Genomic DNA, 22,704 nt, shown 5'->3' with positions numbered 1-22,704 from the left:
TGACTGGCGCTGACCGTGCGCCCGTCGGGGTTGTCGCGCCTGCCTTCAAATCGCCCATCCTGCCTGTTGCATTGAGACTTTTACATGGACGTTCGTCAGTACGCCTTTCTTGCTCGCCTGCCATCTGCTGCCGTAAAAAGCCGTGATCAGTTCTGGGGCATGCCCAAGCGCGGGCTGGCGTTTTTGCTGGCCAACGTCATGTTCTGGCAACCGATGTGGGCCCAGGCCGACGGCATTGTGGTGGCCAACCCTGGCACTACGCTCGACCGCGCCGGCAACGGCGTGCAGATCATCAACATCGCCACACCCAACGGGGCAGGTCTGTCGCACAACCAGTTTCATGACTACAACGTCGGCGCGCAGGGCGTCATCCTCAACAACGGCTCCAACCAGGCTTCGTCCACCCAACTGGGCGGGTACATCGTTGACAACCCGCACCTGAAAAACAGTGGTTCGGCACAGGCGATCCTCAACGAAGTCATCGGTGGCAGCCCGAGCCAGTTGCGCGGCTACACCGAAGTGGCGGGGCAGTCGGCGCGGGTGATCGTCGCCAACCCGTACGGCATCACGTGCAATGGCTGCGGTTTCATCAATTCGCCACGGGTCACGCTGACCACCGGCAAACCGGTGCTGGATGGCAGCGGTCGCCTGGACCGTTTCCAGGTCGATCAGGGCAGCGTCGCGATCGAAGGCGCCGGGCTTAACGCAACCAATGTCGACCGCTTCGAAATCATCACCCGCAGCGCAAAGATCAACGCCGAGATTCAGGCGAAAAACCTGACCATCGTTGCCGGGCGCAACGACGTCAACGCCGACAACCTCAATGCTACGGCCCGCGCCGACGACGGTAGCACCAAGCCGCAACTGGCCATCGACTCTTCGGCGCTGGGCGGCATGTACGCCGGGGCGATCAAACTGGTCGGCACCGAGGCCGGGGTCGGGGTGAAGCTCGACGGCAAACTGATCGCCAGCGGCGGCGACATCCAGCTCGACGCCAACGGCCAGTTGAGCCTGGCCGAAACCTCGGCCACCGGCGCGGTCAACGTCAAGGCCGCCAGCCTGGAAACTCGCTCGGCGGTCTACGCCGGCACCTCGCTGAATGTGCAGACTCAGGGCGATCTGACCAACCGACAGACGCTTGCGGCGCGGGACAGCATCAGCCTCAGTGCGGGCGGTCAGTTGACCAACGCCGGGGCGATCGAAGCCGGGGTCAATGCTGACGGTGGTCGTAATGCCAATGGGGATCTGAGCCTGAGTGCGCAAGCCATCGACAACCGTGGCAAAGGCCTGGTCGCGAGCCGCAACCTGACTGTCAACGCCGCGCAGACTCTGAATAACCAGAGCGGCACACTCAGCGGCCAGAACACTAGTGTTACCGCCGGCACGCTGGACAACCGCAATGCCGGCCGCGTGCTGGGCAGCGCTTCTCTGAACCTCAACGCCGGTCAGGTGCTCAACACCCAAGGCGTCATCAACAGCGCGGGCAACCTGACCGGCACGGTCGGACAGCTCATCAATCGCAACGGTGAACTGAGCAGTCAGGGCGATACCGTGTTGACCGTCACGTCGCTGGATAACGTCGCCGGCCTGTTGATGGCCGGGCGGATGCTGGACATCACCGCGTCGGGAGCGATTAACAACGCCACCGGCAAACTCGGTGGCAAGACTGCCCTGAACGTGCGCGCGCAAAATCTCGACAACAGCCAGCAAGGCCAGTTGATCAGCGAAGGCACGCTGACCACCCGCATCAGCGGTCAGTTGAACAACCAGAACAAGGGCCTGATTCAGGCGAACGGTGCCATGGACGTGCAGGCCACTCGCCTGGACAACCGCGCCGGCAAGATTTCCGGCCTCGACAACCTGATAGTCAGCAGTGCCAAAACGGATAACCGGGGCGGGGTGATTCGTTCGGACAAGGCGTTGAAGGCGCTGGTCGGCGAGCTGGACAACCGCGACAAGGGCCGACTCGAAAGCAAAGCGGCACTGACTTTTGAAGGCCAAAAACTGGATAACCGCAATGGCGGCCTGCTGACCTCGACCGGGCTGATGACGCTCAAGGCCGGCGAAGTGAACAACGCCGCTGGGCGAATTTCCGGCAAGGCTGATATCGACGCCAACATCGACACCCTGAACCAGCAGGGCGGTGAACTGGTCGCCGAAGGCAATTTGCTGCTGACCGGCAAAAACCTCGACAACCGCCAGGACGGTCTGGTCGGCTCACTGAAAAATCTGACCGTGAATGTCGAGCAGATCGACAACCGCGGCGGTTCGCTGTCCAGCCAGCAAGCGCTGTTGGTCAACGGCACACGTCTGGATAACAGCGAAGGCGGCAAGGTGTTGTCCGACACTACGCTGGGCCTGAAGGTCGCGCAGATCATCAACGCCACCAATGGCCTGATTTTCAGCAAGGGCGCGAGCACCCTGAGTGGCATTGGTTTGAGCAACGTCGGCGGGCGGATCGTCAGCCAGGCGGATCTGCAAATGACCTTCGATGAGGCCATGGACAACCAGGGCGGTCTGGTCAGCAGCGAAGGGCGGCTGACCCTCAAGGTCGGCAGCCTCGACAATCGCCTGGGCAAACTGTCCAGCCTTGAGGCAATGGCGCTGACCTCGACCGGCGCGGTGCTGAACCAGGGCGGTCTGATCGCTTCGCAAAAAGGCCTGGTGTTCAACAGCGGCAGTCTCGACAACAGCGACCAGGGCATCATCAGCGCCAAGGCCGATTCGACGCTGACCACCGGTGAATTCAAGAACCGTCACGAAGGCAGCCTTGCCACCGACGGCACCCTGCAGCTGAAAGCCGCCCACCTGGACAACTCCGGCGGGCGCATCGGCAGCCAGCAGCAACTCGACGTCTCGGTCACTTCGCTGGAGCAGGATGGCGGCGAGCTGTTCAGCAACGCCGACCTGACGCTGGACATGAACCACGGCCTGTTGAACAACCAGCGCGGCAACCTGCATACGCCGGGTCAGCTGCTGCTGAAAAACCTTGCCGAGGTGAACAACAGCGCAGGTGAAATCTCTGGTGCGAACGCCTGGAGCCTGAATGCGCAAAGCCTGAACAACGACGGCGGCAAGTTGCTGAGCAACCAAAAGCTGACCCTGGTTGTCGATCAGGCCTTGAGCAACATCAAGGGCCTGATTGCCTCTGCCGGCCTCGACAGCCGCAGTGCCAGCCTGGACAACACCGGTGGCGAAATCCGTGGGCGCGGCGAGGTCGACCTGACCGTGACCGACCTGTTCGACAACCAGGCCGGCGTGGTCATCGCTGATGATGGCCTGCGCGTCACGGCGGCCCGCCTGGACAACCGTCAGGAAGGTCTGGTGGGGTCCACAAAAGCGCTGACACTCACCGTTGACCGCGTCGACAACCGCAGCGGTGAGCTGTCGAGCAAGGCCGGTGTGAGCCTGATCGGCGCCTGGCTCGACAACAGCGACAGCGGCTACATCGCCGCCGGCGGCAATCTGGCGCTGACGGTGGGTCAGGTCATCAACCACAACAAGGGCCTGATGAGTGGTGACACCGGCCTCACGCTGACCGGGCAGACGCTGGAAAACAGCGGTCGCCTGAGCAGCGGCAAAGACCTGGCGATCACCCTGTCATCGGACTTGAACAACAATCAGGGCAGCCTGATCAGCGAAGGCGCGCTGGCGATCAATGCCCAAAGCCTTAGCAACAACGGCGGCACGCTCTCCAGTGCCAAAAACCTCACGGTCGACACCCGAGGCGCCGTCAGCAACCAGGGCGGCAAACTGCTCACCGACACCGCGCTTACACTCAACAGCAGTGCCCTGGATAACCAACAAAAAGGCGTCATCAGCAGCAAGACCGGCCTGAACATCAACACCGGGGATCTCAACAACAGTCAGGGCAGCATTTATTCCGCTGATCAACTGGAGTTGAACGCAGATCAGGTGACCAACACCTCCGGCAGCATCGGCGCAGCCAATGCTCTGGTGGCTAACCTCAAGGGGCTCGATCAGCAGGGCGGCAAGCTGTTCAGTACCGGCAATCTGATTCTTGATCTGAAAGGCGGTGCGCTGAACAACCAGGACGGCTTCGTCACGGCGCCAGGTCAATTGCTGCTGAAAAACCTCGGTGACGTGAACAACCGGGGCGGCGATATTTCCAGCGAGCAGGCCTTTGACCTGATCGCCGCGTCGCTGGACAACAGCGGCGGCCAGGTGCTGAGCAACCAGAAACTCACCTTGACCATCGACAAGGCCCTGACCTCGATCAAGGGCAAGATCGCCGCCGCCGCGTTGCAGATCCGGGCGGCGAGCCTGGATAACAGCGATGGCGGCGTGTTGCTGAGCGACAGCGATCTCGAGGTGACCGTCGACGGCCTCTTGAGCAACCGCAACAAAGGTAGCATCAAGGCGGCGCAGCAGTTGACCCTTAACAGTACCGGTCTGGACAACCAGGGTGGCACGCTGGTGGGCATTGCCGGTCTGGCCATTGATCTGGGCACTACCGCTCAAGACCTGAACAACCAGGACGGCATGATCAGCAGCACAGGTCCGCTGAGCATTGCCCACCTACGCGACCTCAATAATCAGAGCGGTGTGATCAACAGCAAGGGCGTGCTGAGCATCGCCACGCTGCGTGCCCTGAATAACCAGAAAGGTGAAATCTCCAGCGTCAACAGTTTCAGCCTCACCGGTAACAGCCTGGACAACCGTGGTGGCAACCTGATCAGCAACGATCAACTGACCCTCACCGCGCCCGAGCTGAAAAACCAGGGCGGTCTGATCTCTGGCTGGAAGGGCGTGACCGTCAATGGTGGCACCCTCGACAACAGCCAGGAAGGCAGCATCTCCAGCCTGCTCGGCAACCTGAACATCGACCTCAGCGGTGCGTTGATCAACCACAGCAACGGCGGGCTGGGCGGCATCGGTGAGGTGACCATCAAGGCCACCCGCCTGGACAACACCAGTGGCACCGTCACCAGTGGTGGCAAACAGACCCTGACCATCACCGGCGGCACGATCAGCAACGGCGCCGGCGGTTTCATTGAAAGCGGTGACACCCTGGATGTCCGCGCGGCCACCCTGAACAACGCCGGTGGCCGGATCACGGCCAGCAAAGCGCTGACCTTCACCGGTACGCAACTGGACAACAGCGGCGGCAGTCTGGTCGGCAAGGACAGCGTCACCCTCGACCTGCTTGGCGCCCTGACCAACGTCAACGGCGCGCTCGGCAGCACCGGGCCGCTGGTGATCAAGCGCTCGGCCAGCCTCGACAACCGCGGCGGCCAGTTGATCAGCCAGAGCCTGCTCGACCTGTTGACCCACGGTGATCTGAACAACAGCGCGGGCGGCACGATTTCGGCCAACGGCCAACTCGACCTCAAGGCCGATGGCACCCTGCACAACAACGCCGACGGCCTGATCTCCAGCCGCGATGCCGCCGTCAACCTGACCGCCGCAGCACTGAACAACGGCAAAGGTGCGGTGCAGAGTTTCACCGCGATGACCGTAAACACCGGCACCGGGGCCATCGACAACCAGGTCGGTAAACTCATCGCCCAGACCGGTGACCTGAACATCACCGCCGCCAGCCTCGACAGCCGGGGCGGGGTGCTGTCCAGCCTCAAGGGCTTGCTGCAAACCCGTCTGACCGGTGTATTGCGCAACGGCCAGGGCGGCAAGATCGAAGGCAACCGTCTCGACTTGCGCGCCCTCGGCGGCATCTATAGCGACGGCGGCCGTATCGCCGCCAACACCGGCGACATCCTGCTGGATGCCGGCGCCAATGCGCTCGACAACAGCGGTGGCGGCATCTACGCCAAAGGCCAGGTAAAAGTTAGCGCCGGCTCGATGAACAACAATGCCGGCCAGGTCAGCGGCAGCGTTATCGACCTCGGTGCGGGCACGAGTTTGACCAACCGTGGTGGTCTGATCGAAAGCGCCGGCACCCTGGCTGTGCGTGCCACCAACCTCGACAACCAGAGCGGCAAGCTGCGTGCCCTGGGCTCCAGCGGCAAGACTGACTTCCAGATAGGCAGCCTGTTCGACAACCGCAACGGCCTGGTGGAAACCGCCAACACTCATTTCACTCTGGCAGCGCCGAGCTTCCTTAACGCCGGTGGGTCGGTGACCCACGTGGGCGTGGGCGAGTTCGACATCTCCACCGCCAACGTGATGAACGCCGGCGGCTCGCTGGTGACTCGTGGCGGCCTGACCCTCAACGCCGACAGCTGGACCAACAGCAGCGTCATCCAGGCCGGGCGCCTGACGCTCAACGTCAACAACTTCACGCAAACGGCCAGCGGCCAGGTGCTGGCCTCGAACCAGCTCACCGGGCGCGGGGTGAACTGGTACAACGACGGGTTGATTGCCAGTGATGGCGGGATGGATATCCAACTGGGTGGTAGCTACGGCGGGAATGGCCGAGTGAGCAGCCTGGGCGATTTGACCTTCAATACGGCACAAATGAATTTGAGCAGTGCCGCAACAATCGGCAGCGGCGGGCAAGGCACGTTCAATATTGGCGGGCTACTAAACAATGCCGGTGGTCGACTGACATCCAATGGTGACCTGACGATCGCCGCCGGTGGCGTGAGCAACACCGGTACGTTGGGCGCCGGGCAAAACCTGACGATCAAGACCGCCAGTCTGGTGAACAATCGCAGTCTGATCTTCAGCGGCGGCAAAATGAATTTGCTGACCAATGATTTCACCAACCAGACCGCCGATGTTTACAGCATTGGTAATCTGACCATTGCCGGAAGTGATGGCGGACGTGCCAATACCATCAACAACCTGGCGGCGTCGATCAATGTCGACGGTGATTTTTCGCTGTCGGCCAACAGCTTCAATAACAAGACAGAAGGTGTGATCGGGGAGGAGAAGTTTGTCTCTGGTGACATTACTTTTTCCGGCACCACTTTCTACGTTAATGAAAGTTTTGAATCGACCTCCAAGATCACGGGGCCCCAGGCAACGCTTTCGGTAGCGGGAAACCTGACCGCTAACGTCGGTTCTTTTACCAATACGGCATCGCTGATTTCGGCGGGCAAGAGCATCAAGCTGGATGTCGATACCTTCGATAACTTTGGATTGCAATCGGGCAACTTCACGCGGATGCGTGTTTACCAGATTGGTGGCCTTCCCAACAAACGACCGAGTTGGATAACCGATGATCTGCAGAATTATGCCGATCGGAATTCCAAGTATCAGTATGACTATATTGATTCTTGGCACGAACCCGACAAAGGCGGAACACACTGGGATTACCAGGCGCTGAACAAGCAGTTGCTCAGCAAAATCAACACAAAGTTCGGTATAGGGCCCGAGGTCGCAGTACCTGCGCCTATTCTGGCGGGCGTGAAGCAGCGTGACGACCGTATTTTCACCAACGGTGGGGGCAGCGTTCCTTCTATTATTCAGGCGGGACAAGCGGTAACCGTCAACGCTAAAAGCACGATCAATAACGGTAACCTCAATCCATACACAAACTTTGACGGAACGGCCAAGGCTGGGGCCGATACCGGGGTTAAAAGCTCGGCCAAGCCGACCGTGGTTTTCTTGAATCAGCAGTTGCCACCGGACCTGGCCCAGCAACAGGTCAACCCGCTGGCCCTCCCAGGATTCACCTTGCCAACCGGTGACAACGGTCTGTTCCGTCTCAGCCGCAAGGACGGCAGCGATCAGGAACTCGTAGCAGGTCGCGACTGGACCATCGGCACCATTGCTGCCAGTTCCACCCAGCGCTCGGACGGCATGCCCGTAAGGTCGGCCACCCAGCTGCAGTTCGACCAGAACGATCCGGTCTCGATGAAGAAACGTGACCTGACGCTGGCCTCGCGTCCGTCGCTGAACCTTAACGACAAAACCGCGCTGATCAATGTCAACGCGGTCGCCGGTGACGGCCCGGTTGGCGTGATGGCGCCGAACCGTGGACAGGTTTCGTTCGACGTACCACGTGTGCAAGGCCTGCCCGACACCAGCGTGCGTTCCAACCCGCACAAATATCTGATCGAGACCAATCCGGCGCTGACCAACCTCAAGCAGTTCATGAGTTCGGACTACCTGCTGGGCAAGCTTGGCTACGACCCCGACACCAGCGCCAAGCGCCTCGGTGATGGGTTGTTCGAACAGCGCCTCGTGCAGCAGGCTGTAGTTGCCCGCACGGGGCAGCGATTCATCGACGGCCAGACCTCAGACGAAGCAATGTTCAAGTACCTCATGAACAACGCCGTCACCAGCAAGAATGAACTCAACCTGTCGCTGGGCGTCACCCTGACTGCCCAGCAAGTGGCGGCGCTGACCCACGACATCGTCTGGCTCGAAGAGCACGAAGTTAACGGCGAAAAAGTCCTGGTGCCGGTGTTATATCTGGCCCAGGCCAACAATCGCCTGGCGCCAAATGGCGCGCTGATCCAGGGCGGTGATGTGACCCTGATTGCCGGTGCGGACCTGAACAACGCCGGCACACTTCGGGCTTCGAATAATTTGTTGGCGGAAGCGGGCAACAACCTCACCAACAGTGGTTTGATCGAGGCCGATGACCGTCTGACCCTCAAGGCCGGTAACAACATCGTCAACAAGGGCGGCGGTGTCATCTCCGGTCGTGACGTCAGCCTGACGGCCACCAACGGTGATGTGATCAACCAGCGTGATGTCTACGGATATGACACCAACTACGGCGGCACGCTGCAACATCGCGACGTACTGAACAACGCCGCACGGATCGAAGCGGCCAATGACCTGAAAGTCGACGCAGGGCGTGATATCAGCAATATCGGCGGTGTATTGCAAAGCAGTCGGGACATGACGCTCGATGCCAGCCGTGATGTCAACATCACCTCGGTGCAGGATCGCCGCACTGATTCGCGTGGCAGCAACTTCCTCAATCAGACCATCATCCAGCATGGGGCTGAGGTAAAGTCCGGGCGGGATCTGACGATCAGTGCCGATCGTGATGTGGCGGTTGTTGCCAGTCGGCTGGATGCCAAGCGGGATCTCAAGGTCGATGCTGGCAAGGACATCGTCATTACCTCTGCTGCTGACGAAAGCGATTACGTCTCGCGCGGGAAGAAGTTCGCCAACGAAACCCACAGCATCACTCAACAAGCATCCGTACTGAACGCCGGGCGGGACGTTGCACTGAAGGCGGGCAACGACCTGGGCATCATTGCCAGTCGTATCAAGGCAGAGGAAAACGTCAGCCTGGATGCGGATCAGGACATCACGGTTGCTTCCGCCAAGGACGAGAGTTCGTCCTACTACTACAAGAAGAAAAACGGCTCGTTCGGGCGCAGCAAGACGACCGAGCGCCAAAGCTATGAAAGCGAGAATGTCGCCTCGGTGATCGAGGCGGGCCGCGACCTCACCGTTAACACCTCCAAGGATGAGGATGGCTCGGTCAGTCTCGATGGTGGACGCAACGTCACCATCATCGGCAGCCAGTTGAAGGCCGGTAATGACCTGGTGGTGGGGGCAACTCAGGATGTGGCGGTACTTTCCGCCACCGAAGAATCTGGCTCCTACAGCAAGAAGACCAAGACCGGGCTGTTCGGTATGTCGAAAAGTGGCAGCAGCCAGTTGCAGACCGCTGTGACACAGGTCGGTAGTCAATTGGATGCCGGACATGATGCGGTGATTCTGGGGGGGCGAGATGTTCGTCTGAACGCCAGTGAAATCAGCGCCAAAAACGACGCCGAATTGCATGCCGGTCTGGTAGACAAGGAGGGCGATATCACCCTGTCGTCCGCAGATGATCAGGCCTACAGCCGTGCAGAGGAATACAAGAAAAAAGTCGGTCTTTCGTTGAAGGACGCTATTGGGTGGGCTGCCGGAACGCCTGGGTTCGGTGCCGACATGACATTCGCAACTTCTCACAATAGGGGACGTGAAGTTGTCAGTGCTGTGAGTGTCGGAAGTCAGGTCAGTGCCGGCAACGATGCGTTTCTCAATGCGGCTCACGATATTAACGTCATTGGCAGCGGGATCAGTGCCGTCAACAACGCTTCGCTCGATGCAGGTCGCGATGTCAATGTGGTTGCTTCGATTGACAGTCAGCGCAGCAACAGCTGGGAGACGGACAAGAGCGTTGGTATCAAACAGACCATCGACAGCAACGCGTTCACGACGTTCGTCGGCGGTGAAACCGTACAGCATGGCGTCAATAGCAAGGGATACACCGCTGCGAGCAGCGCCATCGATGCCGGGATGAACATCAATGTAAACGCCGGTCGCGATATCAACCTGCAAGGGTCCGACGTGGTGGCGGAGAACAATATCCGCTTCAAGGCCGAACGCAATATCAATATCGATGCCAAGGAAGAGGCTAGCGAAGTCACCATCCGTGACAGCATCAAACGCAACGGCATAACGGTGAGCACCGCCTATAACATCGGCAATACGATCGATGGGCTCAAAGGGACGGGCAAAGGCGAAGACGGAGTCAGCAAAGGTTCAAGCGTACTGAAAGCGGTTGATACCCTTGATCAGTTCTTCAGCGGGCCGAAGTATGACGGACACATTGGCGCATCCAGTGTCAGTTCCAGTAACACTCAGACCTCCGTGACACAACGGCCTTCGACACTTTCGGCAGACAATGACATCTCGCTGGACGCCGGAAACAACGTCAATGTCATCGGCAGCCGGTTCAATGCCGGGCGTGATATCAACGTCAAAGGCAAAGACATCACCTTCGATGTCGCGCATGGCTCGCAAGACAGCTCCGGACATTCGACTCAGAGCAAGGGCGGTGTGAAGGGCGGTACCAACGGTGGCTTCAAGCTGGGTGTGGGTGTCAGCAATGCGGGTACCGAGGACAAATCGACTCAAGGGACTTCGACGGCGACTCAACTGAATGCCGGCGGCAGTATTAACCTGGATGCCAAAAACGATCTGACCCTGATAGGCACCCGTGCGATTGCCGAGCGGGACATTTCCCTCAAGGCCGCTAACGATCTGAACATTCTGTCGGCGCAAAACGCCTATGAGAGTTCACACGATCGCCGTAGCTGGGGTGCCGAAGGCGGCATCATCGCCGGCCAGGATGGATTCGGCGTTTATGGCTCGGCAAATGTCGGTATCGGCGATCTGAACCGCGAGGGCGTGAAGCAGCAGGAAGCGTACCTGTATGCAGGTAACAAGCTGAACTTCGAAAGCAAGCGTGACACCACGATTGCTGGCGCCACTCTGCGCGGTGATGAAGTCCTTGGAGATGTAGGACGCAACTTAACCGTGTCCTCTGTTCCGAACACCGGCAAGGTCGAGGGCAAAGAGTTCGACGCCAGCCTGACTGTCGCGTTCAGCATCGGTGCAACGGTCAGTGGTTCGCTGGGTTACGGCGAAACCAACGGCAAAACCAATTGGGTCGACAACCAGACGGTTATCAGCGGCAAAAGCAAAGTCGATATCCGTACCGAAAAACATACTCAACTTGATGGTTCGGTGGTCACTGCCGACAACGGCAACCTCAAGCTCGACACCGACACCCTCGGCTACCGCAACATTACCGGCAAGGATAATGAGCACGGCTACTACTTGAACGTAAGTGGTAGCTACACGGGAGCCAGTGCCAACGGTGGCAGTGGTGGCGCTCAGGCCGACAAACCCAACAAAGGGATGGAAGGAGAGAGCAAGAGCAGTTGGGCAGTTGAGGGTTACAAGTACGACAAGGATCGTCAGCAGACGCTCAATGCCACCGTGGGGGCGGGGCAGATTGTTGTACGGCACGACAAGACCACGGGGCAGGACTCCACGAGCGGTCTCAATCGCGATGTGAACAGGGCGTATGAGATTACCAAGGACGAAGAGCATCGTACGGATCTGTATGTCAGCAGCAGTTCCATAGACGCGATCAGCCATCCTGGAAAGACGCTCGATAAATGGGAAAACAGCGTTACCGACTTTACGGAAAATCAGAAGGTACAAGCGACCCAGGTTTACGATGCTATAAAAAACAACTGGAATAAAATCCAGTCGCAACATGTAGATATTAATGATGTTCCGAAAAGTATTAGTAAAGAGTTTGGAGAAGAACGCGCTCTAGCGATTGCAAAAAATATCGTTCGCGCTGGTGGCGATCTTGAGGCGCTGGAATCTCTCGATCCTAATATCCTGAAAGCGTTGGTGGACTTTGCCGATAAAGCGGCAGTGTTCGATGGCAATCTGAACTCTTGTATCGAAAATAAAACTTGTACGGTCAAGGGGCCTGATGGCTGGAAGCCGGGAATGCCGTATGAAATCGGCGTGACGGTGACCAGTAACCTTCCGCGAAATGCAGGTGAAGCGATGCTGAGTCCGCTCGTTTCAGCATTGAAACTTGCGGATAACCTTCCGAAGGAACAGATTCAGGCTATCGGGCTTTCCATTCAGGCCATCATGGGGCCGTTTAAACTGGTTGTAAGCCTCGCTGCCCAGGCTGCCCTGAAGGAGGCGTTTGGCCCTGAGTATGAAAGGGTAAAGGAAGAGTCGGCGATCAATTTAGCTGCCTTCTTGACTGATCGTGATCCAAAGACACTGAAAGAATTTAACGACGCGGATAAAAAAGACGTCAATAGTGTTCTGAAAGGCGATCCTTATGTGAAGGCTGCCGAGTTTCTTATTGACTCTGCGTTGGGAGAAATCAAGAATCTTGGAATCCGGCAAGTTAGCCGGGTGCTGTCAGTTAATGCTGGTAGTGGAGCACCGCCGAAAACCTCCACAAGCGGGTTTCAGTTAACATTTGATAAAGCTACCAGAATCTGGACGACGCCGGCAGGCTTGGAATATGGTCGAGGAACCAGGCAGGGCACTAGAATCAATCACGTCCTGGAACACGCCAAGCCGAATCCGAACAAGCAAAACCACACTGTTTTCAGTATGGATAGAAAGGAGATACTGGGTGTGGTTGACGAGGCCTGGACGAAGAGAGGGAATCCAGTGGCGAACGATCCTGGGGCCTATATTGTGCCGATGGGGCGAGTGGTGGGGACCGCGGGAGAGACTAATGTAAAAGTCGTTGTCATACCAGGAACCAACACAGTACTTACTGCCTATCCAGTTCCATAGAGAGGTGTATATGATTTGCCCAAGATGTGAGCAGGACGACGTTATCAAAGCGATGATAAAAGCGAATAAGTCGATTATTTTTATTTGCCCTGAGTGCGAAGCGACGTGGTTCTCGATCGACGAAATAAAGTTTCCCGGATTTGTGGACTACATGACTTATATGAAGAGTATTGGTCTGTCCCATCTGTGGGATGAGTTGGAAATTATTTCGGAGAAAATATAGGTGTCGGAGTAGTAAAGTCAGAGCAAAAGAGTGCAGATTTATTTAATTAAGTAAATCTGCATCCTTTACTTTTAGTCAAGGCTACGGAATGGGGCGGGGGTATTGGCCGGTGGGGTGTTTAAGCGGGTTCGTCGCATTTTTATCCCCGTCTTTTACGTTTTTTATTAATGGCTTTCTCTTTGAAGGATGACTATGCGCTGTTTCGGAATCTCATTGTTGCTGGGCGTAACCTTACTGGTGTCAGGCTGCAACACCACGCCAGTAGACAAAGCAACTGTTTACTATGATCGGGCGCAATTTTCTTCGCAGATCGTAAAAGACGATCCTTCTATGAGTGATCCGATTCTCCAGCACGGCCGCTGCTCATTGATTATCTCCACGCCGGGGTCAAATACGGGGACCTACCAATTTTGTACTTTTGCGCTGACTGCCAAGGGGCTTTATGTCCAGGGGTGGGATGCGAAAGCGTTGAAGTATGTCGAGGTCGTGCACGTCGAATTGTCGAACATCAAAGCGATGTCGCTTCATACATTCTTCCGTACCAAGCAGCTTCAGTTAACGGAGGAACGGCGACAACTGGCTCTGAGTGCGTCGATTGACGAGGGTGGCTACGTTGATGCGGAAGCAACTGAACGGTTGTTCGATACCATCAAGAAAAAGGGGGTTCTCGTGGTGGAAAGCAAGGGGATGATCAATCCGCCTGCGCCGCCAGCGCCGATGATTATCCCTATCGTTATTCCGAGATAGAGCTACTGAGAACAGGGCGGGTTTATTTGATTCGATAAAACTGCCCCTTTTTTGTGAGATGAAATTTAGATGAATATCGGAGCTTTGTACTCTGCCATTTCAAGCAGTTCATTTGGTCTCTCAATGGGCGCGATCTGGCAGCATTTGAGCGTAGAACTTACGAGCTTCAAGATAAGCGATGAAGAAAAAGCGGGTGTTTTCCTGGAGGTGTTGGCGCGTCTGATGCTTGTGAAAGAAAAGGGGACAGATTAATTTGATTGAATAAATCTGTCCCCTTTGTATGTCCCTTTGTATGCCTTTGTATATTTGGGGAGGTGTATATGATTTGCCCAAGATGTCAGTAGGGCGACGTTATCAAAGCGATGATAAAAGCGAATGAGTCAATTATTTTTATTTGCCCTGAGTGCGAAGCGGCGTGGTTCTCAATCGACGAAATAAAGTTTCCCGGATTTGTGGATTACATGACTTATATGAGCAGTATTGGTCTGTCCCATCTGTGGGATGAGTTGGAAATCATTTCGGAGAAAATATAGGTGCCACAGTAGTTAAGGCGGAGTAAAGGGTGGCGGGTATTTGCCCGTAGAGCCGTGTCTGCACTGGCGGTTTAAAATGTGAATTCTGAGCTGTCAAGGAACGCCTTGGCTTTAGCCATAGCGCTGAGAATGTGAGCTGATGTTTGAGGATTGCTGTGAAAGCAAACAAGGCAATGGAATCGCTGCTGGCTGACCTGCCGCACGTTGTTATGGAGGGTGAGCTTGAGCGTATTGCACGTTCTGATTTTGTCGAGCGTGATGGTTGTATTTTTATCGCAGCTCTGAATCCTCAAAGTCATATGGGCCTCGATAGCTTCCCTGACAGAACCGGTTATGAGTGTTTCGTGAACTCGGTTCATATTGATGATTATGTCAGCGATGATTTATTAGCCACCGCCATTTCCTGGTTGTCCTTGGTACTTGATCAATGGAATAAATCCGGTCTGCCGGGTGTTCTTCAGGGGAGCGTTTCAAGCGACGAATTCGGTGCAACGGTCAAGGTTCATGTGCTCCGCCCAGATGAGCCCTGGTTGGGCGATGACCTTGAGGGGTATGAGCAAGCAGTGCTTACTGTTAACTCGGGCGACATGGGATTTCTTGCCCGGATCAAGAGGCTTTAATGAATGACTAATGATTTTCACTTGCTCGGCCCAGGAGACCTTGGGCTCATCCGCGCAGGTATCACCCGGAAAAAATGGGACAGATTTATTTGATTAATAAATCTGTCCCATTTTTTAGTCCTTTTTAGAATCTATTTGGCTTTTTATTTGGGTGGCGTGGCTAATAAGTCGTTTGGGTTTTATAAGGAAGCAAACAGTGAGAAATAATATCGTCTCTCGTGTGATGATTTTTTGCGGCCTGCTTGGGATGGTGTTGTCAGTATGTTTTATAATTTCCTTGGTGATGGTTTCGTTGCTGATGTTTTTTCTATATTTTTTTTGCGAGCCTGATTTTAATGTGCTCTTTCTGTGGATTGGTATGCCGTTGACGTTGCTCTTGTCTATTTGGTGGGCGGGCAAAAATCTCGATTATATAAAAAGAGCTACGGATGGACGTTAATTAAGAAGAGGTAAGAAAAGGGGGGGCGGAATTATTTGATTAAATAAATCTGTCCTCCTTTTTTACGAATTAGAAATTTGAGGTGCATATGAGAGAGTTGTTCGGTCAGCCATATAGCCAGTCAGACCCTATTTGGATTGTTAAAGGGTATTTTGACAGGATGTACACTGACGGCCGTTTTATCGAGGCGGTTGGCTATCTTGTGAAAAGATGGGGGTTCAGTGTGGATGGGGCATACTGTAACTATCCTGATGAAAGCAGCCCGTTCGACGAAGAACACTTCGAAGGGGTGGAATTTTCCTATGGCTATCCCCCGAGTGATGAGGACTCCATCGTCGTCAGCGAATCGGTTTGTACTGAGTATCTTCGGCTAGCTTGTGAGAAGTACCTTCAGCGTCATCCTGAAGATAAGGCGAAAATAGAAGAATTCTTACGGGTTGTCTCTTTTTGAATTTAAGAAAAAAAGGGACAGATTAATTTTATTAAATAAATCTGTCCCCTTTGTACCGTGGATAGTTGTTGTCGATTGCAAGTTCATCCTTGAGTGAGCGCGAGCCAGAGATAACTGAGCCAGTGCGAAACATGGCTGGTATTTTGGCGGAGGAAATTCTGGTCGTGCTGCGTCGGCGCAATGGCTTCTATGCTTTTGAAGGCGCATTGCATGTCTTTCCAAGCGAGTCGAGTCAAAATGAAACGGGGCTTTCTGATTGGAATCATACCGATCTGTGGCGCAGTGGTTATAAGGGCTTGGCCGATAGCGGTGTCTTTTTTGCTGAGGATATCTTTGGTGGGCAGTTTTGTATCAAGGACGACAAGATCTATATATTTGATCCAGAAACTGGGTCTTTAGAGTACTTGGCTGCGGATATTGAAAGCTGGGCGCAAATGGTTCTTAACGACTATGAGGTGTTGACGGGATATCCGTTAGCGCATCAATGGCAAAAGCGCAACGGTCCAATTGCTGCGGGGATGCGCTTGTTGCCCAAGATTCCGTTTGTAATGGGTGGTGAGTTTTCCTTGGATAATTTGTACGTTGTTAATGCTATAGAGGGAATGCGGCTCAGAGCCGATATAGCCGATAAGATTAAAAGTTTGCCGAACGGCACTCAGGTTAAATATAGTCTTGACTGATAGTTTCTAGTCCTGAAATAGGTTTACACCTGTTTCACCCAACGCCCGATGCATCGCATCGGGCGTTGGGTATTTCAAAGACAGGTACCGACTGATCGACGCCCGGGGAAGACCCTACTTCGGATAAAGCGGCGGCAACCCACTGTCCCCAACCGGATCCTGCACCCGCTCCGCCGTAGGAATCGTGCGGATCGCCCGCCACAGATCCTCACCCTGCCAATGCTGCCCCGTCTCGCTGTACAGCGCGCCGTTCAAACCATCGAGCGCATCCGACAGCGGCACAAACCGCGCCGCCATGTCCGCCAGGGTTTCCGGTTGCTGGCGGGCCCAGGCGTCGAGGGCCTGGCGGGTGGCGTGGGGGTCGTTGGCCTGGCTGGCGCGTTTGATGTCGTCGAGCAGGGTGCGGGGGCTCGGGCCGGTTTGTGCGGCGCGCAGGATCGCCGGTTGCCAGCGGGCACGCCACCAGAGGCCGAAGCCGAGCAGGGTGGTGCAGGCGAGAACGAAGGTGCTGAGTTTCCACCACCACAAGGCTTCGCTGTCGGCGGCGCTGAGCGGTTGCGCGTTGCCCGCCGGGGTGTCGACTTGCAGGCTTGGGTTGTTCGCCACTTGCAGGGTGCGCGCCGGCAGGCTGGTGTGTTCCAGGTGATCTTCGAAGGTGTTCCACCAGACGACGTCCACCGTTGGCAACTCGATCGAGCCACTGCGGCTCGGCACCAGCGCTTCACGTTCTTCACGGCTGCCGATCAGGCCGCGGTCGCTGCTCTGGTTGTTCAGCACCGGTTGGTCCGGGTAGCGGCGCAGGCCGTTGGCTTCGGTGGCGGGCAGGGCGGGCAGTTGCGAACTGGCCAGGCCTTCGACCTTGAGGGTCAGGCTGCGGGTCAGGGAGTCGCCGACCTGGGTGTGTTCCGGCTCCGGGTTCCAGCTTTCGCTCAGGCTCAGGCTGCGGGCCGGCAGCCACGGCGCATCGCTGGGGTAGGTCATCGGTTTCGGTTTGACCGTCAGCGAAGTCGCGGCGGAGCTGATGTGCATCAGCTTGCCCGGCTTCGGCCCCTGCGCCGTGGCGTCCTGTGAGGGTTGGGTATCGACCAGAGTGGCGCTGAAGGTCTGCGGAGCGATGCTCAGCAACCCGCTGTGCTGCGGATAGATCGCGTAGCGCATCTCGATCACGCCATGGCGCACACCGTTGATGTCTTTTTCGTAGGTGCGCATGTCGCCCAGTTGCTCGATGCGCGCATCGGCGATCTGCAACGGCGTCAGGCTGCTGTCGTCGTACAGCGACACCGAATGGTAGATGCGCAACGTCAGGATGGCCTGGGCCTGCACGTAGACACTGGTTTGGTCGAGGCTGGCTTCGATGAACACCGGTTCGCGGGCGCTGCTGTCTTCGCGGGTGTCGCTTTCAATCACCTGCACGGTGATCGGCTGGCTCTCGGCTTCACCCAGTTTCAGCGATGGGATTTCAACGCTGCCGTTCTGCTTGGGCAGCAGGGTAATGATCCAGCGAGTGGTGGCGCGGTTGTCATCGTTGAGGGTGTTCAACTGGTTGACCTGACGTGTGCCGCGCACTTCGAACAGCGGCTCCAGCGGGCTCAGGTCCGGTTTGCCGAACTGCGTGACATCGTTGGATTCGAGGGTGAGTTCGACCGTCTCGCCGGAGTTCAGGCGACTGCGATCCACACTGGCGGTCAGCTCGGCCGCCTGGGCGGTGGCCGTGCAGATCAGCAGGGGCAGCAAGAGAGCGGTGAAACGGGTCATCGAATGTTTTCCTGATCCTGATGTTGTTGCTGTTCGTACCAGAATTTGCGTCGCAGCAGTTCGCCCGGATCATCCGGGATCTTGCCGAGCCATTGTTCCAGCGCCTGCTGTTGCTCGCCTTCGAGGGTGTCCTCATTGGGGCGCAGCAGCGGCGGGGTGTTCTGTTCCTTGTCCGGTTCGCTGTCCGGCAGCTCGTTGGCACCCGGCAGCGGCGGGGTGGTCGGCGGCGGTTCGCTGGCGGACTCACCGGTTTGCGGCTCGCTCTGGGTTTCGCTTTTGACCGCTGGCGGCGGAGCGGTCGTTGGCTGTGGTTCATCGCCCGGTAGGTTTGGCTGCGCCGGTTTGTCTTGCGGTTCGGCCGGCGGCGGGGCGTTTTTCTGTTTCAGCAGGTTTTCCACCAGCGCCTTGTTGGTCAGCGCCGGACGCAGATCCGGCTGGCGTTCCAGGGCCTGTTCATAGGCGTCCAGCGCCGCTTCCAACTCGCCGCTTCTGGCCAGGGCATTGCCACGATTGTAGTGGGCGTGGGCGTCATTGCCCTCGGCGAAACGCTGAGCGGCGCCACTGTAGTCGCCGGCCTCGTACAACGCCACCCCTTGCCATTGCGGATCTTCGAAATGCTTCGCCGCTTCGGCCGGGCGCTTCTGTTTGAGCAGGTGCAGGCCTTGCTGATCGGGACGCAGCCACAGGTCTTCGAAGTCGAAGGCATAGCTCGGTTGCGGCAACGCGAGCAGCAACGGCAGGCAGAACAGCCAGCCACGCCGCCCTGCGCACGCGGCGAGCAACAACAGCGGCAACAGCAGCCAGTAACCCTGATCGGCCCAGGTGTCGAGGCGCACGGTCTGGCCATCGTCGCGCAGGCTGCGCGGGCCATCGAGCAGGCCGAGGTCGCCCAGATCGGATTCATCCAGCCGTGCGCTGCGGTACTCGCCGCCGACTGCGTTGAGGAAGGCACCGAGGCCCGGGCTGTCGAGTTGCGGCACCCGGATCGCGCCTTGTTCATCCTTGAGGAAACTGCCGTCCTCCTGAGCAATCGGCGCGCCCTCGGCGGTGCCGACACCAAGCATCAACAATTGCGCCGATTGGCCGCTCAGCGCATGACGAATGCCTTGGCGCTCCTCTTCCGACAGCGAAGAGCCAATCAGCAGAATCCGCCCCTGACCCAACGCGCCCTGCTTGAGCAGCGCCAGCGCCTTGCTCACTGCCAGATCGGCGCGATGGCCGCTTTCCGGCATCAGCGAAGGCTTGAGCGCGTCGAGCAGATTGCGGCTGGTCGCCAGGTCATCCGACAACGGCACCAGCGTATGGGCGCTGCCGGCGTAAACGACGATAGCGGTCTGCGCATCGCTGCGCACTTTCAGCAGGTCGAACAGCTTGCGCCGGGCCTGTTCCAGTCGCGTTGGCGGCGAATCGGTGGCAAGCATTTCCGGGGTCAGTTCCAGCACCACTACCAACGGGTCGGCGGGTTTCTGGCTGGTCTGTTCGACCCGTTCCCAGCTCGGTCCGAGCAACGCCAGGATCGTCAGCAGCCAGGCCACGCTCAGGGCGACCCAAGGCAACTTGCTGTCGCGACCGCTGCCGCCACTGAGCAACGTGGCGTGGAAGGCCGGCGGCAGAATCATCTGCCAGCGACCGGCGCGTTTCTGGCGGTGCCAGAGCTGCCAGATCAGCCAGCCGAGCACCGGCAGCAGCAACAGCCACCAGGGGCGGAACCAGTGCGGCCAGAGGGCGATCATCGACGCCTCCGCAAACGCAGGCGCTTGAGGCGCTCGCGCCAGTCAGGCAGAGGGCTTTGCAGATACAGCTCCTTGGTAAACAGCCGTTGCAGCGGGTTGTCCGGCCACAACACGCGGGCCACCAGCAGAATGCTCAGCAGCAGCGCGAATGCCAGCGGCCACTGATACAACGCCTGTGCCGGGCGGGCCTGGGTCGGTTGCTGAGTCACCGGTTCGAGCTGGTCGAGGGTGTCCTTGATCGCTTGCAGCTCCCTGCCATCGCGGGCACGGAAATAGCGCCCGCCGGTGACCTCGGCGATGGCCTTGAGCGCCGGTTCGTCGAGATCGAGGGTCGGGTTGCCGCCGAGCAACGCCGTGGCGCCGCTTTCTTCAGGATCGGCGCCGATGCCGATCGGGTAGATTTTCACGCCTTCATTGGCGGCCAGTTTGGCGGCGGTCAGCGGGTCGATTTCGCCGCCATTGTTTGCACCGTCGGTAACCAGAATCAGCACCCGACTCTGGGCCGGGCGCATGCGCAGGCGCTTCAGGGCCAGGCCGATGGCGTCGCCAATCGCGGTGTTCTTGCCGGCGATGCCGATCCGCGCTTCATCGAGCCAGACCCGAACGGTGCGCCGGTCAAACGTCAGGGGTGCTTGCAGATAAGCCTGGCTGCCAAACAGGATCAGACCGACGCGGTCGCCATCGCGGCTTTCGAGAAAATCACCGAGCAAATGCTGAACCAGCGACAGACGACTGACGTCTTCGTCGTTCCATTGCATGTCCGGGAAATCCATCGAGCCGGACACGTCCACGGCCACCAGCAGATCACGGCCGCTGGCGGCAATCGGCAGCGGTTCGCCGAGCCATTGCGGGCGTGCGGCGGCGGTCAGCAACATCAGCCACAACAACAGAAACGGCGCCTGTTGGCGCCAGGCCGGCAGGTTGGCGCGGGCGCGACGGCGGGCGAGACCTTCGAGGTCGCCCAGGAAACTCACTTTCAGCGCCGGCTCGCCGCTGTCGGCCACCGGCAGCACGAGGCGCATCAGCCACGGCAGCGGCAACAGCAGAAAGATCCACGGCCAAGCGAACTCAAACATGTTTGCGGATCCAGGTGTCGACTGCCTGGGTCAGGCCGGCGATGGCTTTGTCGTCGAGTTTGCACTCGGGTTTGTAGGCGCCTTCGACGAGCACCATCCAGCGGGTCAGGCCGGCGGCGGGGCAACGGTTGTCGAGAAACGCCAGCCATTTGCGGCCGTTGAGGGTATGGCTCTGGCTGTAGGGGTAATGGTTGCGGCACAGGCGCTTGAGCAGGCCGTTGAGCTGCTGCAGCCAGGCCCCGGCCGGGGCACCGTCGTAAGGTTTGGGCATCTGCGCCAGTTCGGCGAGTGCGGCGATACGCACCGGATCGAGCGGCAGTTCGGCGCGCACGACCGGTTTCTTCTTGATCGGAATGAAACGCCGCAGACGCCAGACCGCAACGCCAATCACCGGCAGCAGCAAAAGCAGCAGCCACCAGCCCGGCGCCGGTGGCCAGAAGGCGATCGGTGGCGGGGAGATCAGCGGTTGCAGTTGTTCGAGGCCGTTCATCGACCTTTCCCCGGGCGTTGCGGGTTAAGAAACTCGCGCATTTGCTCGACCATTTCGCTCTGGGTGCTCAGCGGCATCAGCAGCACGCGCAGCTTCTGCGCGAGCAGTTCCCAGCGAGCGATCCGCGCTTCGGCCTGGGCGCGGTAGGTCTGGCGCAGGTCGAAATTCAGCGTGTCGAGTTCCAGTTGCGCACCGCGTTCGGCGAATCTCAGCAGCCCGGCGGCGGGCAGGGCGTGGTCCAGCGGATCGGAAAGCGGCAGCATCAAAAGGTCGCAATGGCGCGACAGCAGGCTCAACTGTTGCTCGGCGCTGTCGGACAGTGCGCGCTCGTCACAGATCACGATCACCAGACTGCCTGGTCGCAGCACCTCGCGGGCCCGGCGCAACGCCACGCCAAACGCATCGCGATCCGGCTCCCGCTCGCTGTGCAGCGACTGATTGACCTTCACCAGCCGGTTGAGCAGTTGCAACAGGCTCTGCTTGCTGCGGCGCGGTTTGATTTCGTAGTGCTCGTTGTCGCCGAACACCAGTCCGCCAACCCGGTCGTTGTGACCCAGCGCGGCCCAGCCGATTAGCGCCGCAGCCTGCGCCGCGAGCACCGATTTGAACATCAGTCCGGAGCCGAAAAACAGCCGCGTGCTTTGCTCGACCATGATGAAAATCGGCCGTTCGCGTTCTTCATGGAACAGTTTGGTGTGCGGTTCCTGCGTCCGCGCGGTGACGCGCCAGTCGATGGTGCGCACGTCGTCGCCGGCCTGATAGACCCGCACCTGATCGAAGTCCACACCACGACCACGAAATTTCGAGTGGTGCAGGCCGATCAGCGGGCTGCGCTGGCTCGGCGTGGAAAACAGCTGCACTTCGCGCACGCGGTGACGCATCTCGATCAGCTCGGCGAGGCTGATGCGGATGCCCGGTTCGGACGGCAGGGAGGCGTTCATCGGGG

Annotated in this window: 11 protein-coding genes; 6 read left to right on the top strand and 5 right to left on the bottom strand. The window is 58.1% G+C overall.

Annotation, left to right across the window (positions count from 1 at the left end; genetic code table 11):
• Positions 1 to 84 precede the first annotated feature (84 nt).
• The 6 genes from CAF80_RS13460 (at position 85) to CAF80_RS13420 (ending at position 16,704) form a co-directional block, all read left to right on the top strand.
• Positions 85 to 13,011 carry a hemagglutinin repeat-containing protein gene (locus CAF80_RS13460; RefSeq protein ID WP_256578152.1) on the top strand — a complete coding sequence of 4,309 codons (12,927 nt, stop codon included), beginning with the start codon at positions 85 to 87 and terminating at the stop codon, positions 13,009 to 13,011.
• 439 nt (positions 13,012 to 13,450) lie between these two features.
• Positions 13,451 to 13,981: a hypothetical protein gene (locus CAF80_RS13450; RefSeq protein ID WP_246883804.1), complete on the top strand. Its 531-nt coding sequence runs from the start codon at positions 13,451 to 13,453 to the stop codon at positions 13,979 to 13,981.
• A 69-nt stretch (positions 13,982 to 14,050) separates the two neighbouring features.
• Positions 14,051 to 14,233 carry a hypothetical protein gene (locus tag CAF80_RS13445; RefSeq protein ID WP_074688563.1) on the top strand — a complete coding sequence of 61 codons (183 nt, stop codon included), beginning with the start codon at positions 14,051 to 14,053 and terminating at the stop codon, positions 14,231 to 14,233.
• A gap of 436 nt (positions 14,234 to 14,669) precedes the next feature.
• On the top strand, positions 14,670 to 15,134 hold the full coding sequence (locus CAF80_RS13435; RefSeq protein WP_254778405.1) for a hypothetical protein: 465 nt from the start codon (positions 14,670 to 14,672) through the stop codon (positions 15,132 to 15,134).
• Positions 15,135 to 15,661: 527 nt separating this feature from the next.
• Entirely contained in the window at positions 15,662 to 16,024 is a 363-nt protein-coding gene (cdiI, locus tag CAF80_RS13425; RefSeq protein WP_074688559.1) for a ribonuclease toxin immunity protein CdiI, read from the top strand.
• Positions 16,025 to 16,155: 131 nt separating this feature from the next.
• Positions 16,156 to 16,704, top strand: coding sequence for a DUF2625 family protein (locus CAF80_RS13420; RefSeq protein ID WP_219737006.1), 549 nt, complete (start codon positions 16,156 to 16,158; stop codon positions 16,702 to 16,704).
• 114 nt (positions 16,705 to 16,818) lie between these two features.
• Here the strand turns inward: CAF80_RS13420 and CAF80_RS13415 are convergent, their stop codons facing one another.
• Genes CAF80_RS13415 through CAF80_RS13395 form a run of 5 tightly spaced genes read right to left on the bottom strand, consistent with a single transcriptional unit; the run spans position 16,819 to position 22,699 of the window.
• The gene (locus CAF80_RS13415; RefSeq protein ID WP_085667606.1) at positions 16,819 to 18,459 is read right to left on the bottom strand and encodes a BatD family protein; all 1,641 of its coding nucleotides are present in this window, start codon (positions 18,457 to 18,459) and stop codon (positions 16,819 to 16,821) included.
• Entirely contained in the window at positions 18,456 to 20,192 is a 1,737-nt protein-coding gene (locus tag CAF80_RS13410; RefSeq protein ID WP_085667607.1) for a tetratricopeptide repeat protein, read from the bottom strand. Before CAF80_RS13410 ends, CAF80_RS13415 begins: the two co-directional genes overlap by 4 nt.
• Complete coding sequence (locus CAF80_RS13405; protein WP_085667608.1) at positions 20,189 to 21,268, bottom strand: VWA domain-containing protein; 1,080 nt, start codon at positions 21,266 to 21,268, stop codon at positions 20,189 to 20,191. Before CAF80_RS13405 ends, CAF80_RS13410 begins: the two co-directional genes overlap by 4 nt.
• Positions 21,261 to 21,758 (bottom strand): DUF4381 domain-containing protein, encoded by a 498-nt coding sequence (locus CAF80_RS13400; protein WP_085667609.1) that lies wholly within the window; start codon positions 21,756 to 21,758, stop codon positions 21,261 to 21,263. The genes CAF80_RS13405 and CAF80_RS13400 overlap by 8 nt, the downstream gene beginning before the upstream one ends.
• Positions 21,755 to 22,699, bottom strand: coding sequence for a DUF58 domain-containing protein (locus CAF80_RS13395; RefSeq protein WP_007959332.1), 945 nt, complete (start codon positions 22,697 to 22,699; stop codon positions 21,755 to 21,757). Before CAF80_RS13395 ends, CAF80_RS13400 begins: the two co-directional genes overlap by 4 nt.
• Positions 22,700 to 22,704: the final 5 nt, after the last annotated feature.

This window comes from Pseudomonas sp. B34(2017), from assembly GCF_002112915.1.
GTDB classification, from domain to species: Bacteria; Pseudomonadota; Gammaproteobacteria; order Pseudomonadales; family Pseudomonadaceae; genus Aquipseudomonas; species Aquipseudomonas pharyngis.
Note: the sequence above shows the minus strand (reverse complement) of the source record. Positions and strands in the feature narration are given on the sequence as shown.

Bases quoted from the DNA above. Each gene is read 5' to 3' on its own strand.
- CAF80_RS13460 (WP_256578152.1), top strand. From the start codon at position 85: ATGGACGTTCGTCAGTACGCCTTTCTTGCTCGCCTGCCATCTGCTGCC.
- CAF80_RS13445 (WP_074688563.1), top strand. From the start codon at position 14,051: ATGAATATCGGAGCTTTGTACTCTGCCATTTCAAGCAGTTCATTTGGT.
- cdiI (WP_074688559.1), top strand. From the start codon at position 15,662: ATGAGAGAGTTGTTCGGTCAGCCATATAGCCAGTCAGACCCTATTTGG.
- CAF80_RS13420 (WP_219737006.1), top strand. From the start codon at position 16,156: ATGGCTGGTATTTTGGCGGAGGAAATTCTGGTCGTGCTGCGTCGGCGC.
- CAF80_RS13415 (WP_085667606.1), bottom strand. From the start codon at position 18,459: ATGACCCGTTTCACCGCTCTCTTGCTGCCCCTGCTGATCTGCACGGCC.
- CAF80_RS13410 (WP_085667607.1), bottom strand. From the start codon at position 20,192: ATGATCGCCCTCTGGCCGCACTGGTTCCGCCCCTGGTGGCTGTTGCTG.
- CAF80_RS13405 (WP_085667608.1), bottom strand. From the start codon at position 21,268: ATGTTTGAGTTCGCTTGGCCGTGGATCTTTCTGCTGTTGCCGCTGCCG.
- CAF80_RS13400 (WP_085667609.1), bottom strand. From the start codon at position 21,758: ATGAACGGCCTCGAACAACTGCAACCGCTGATCTCCCCGCCACCGATC.
- CAF80_RS13395 (WP_007959332.1), bottom strand. From the start codon at position 22,699: ATGAACGCCTCCCTGCCGTCCGAACCGGGCATCCGCATCAGCCTCGCC.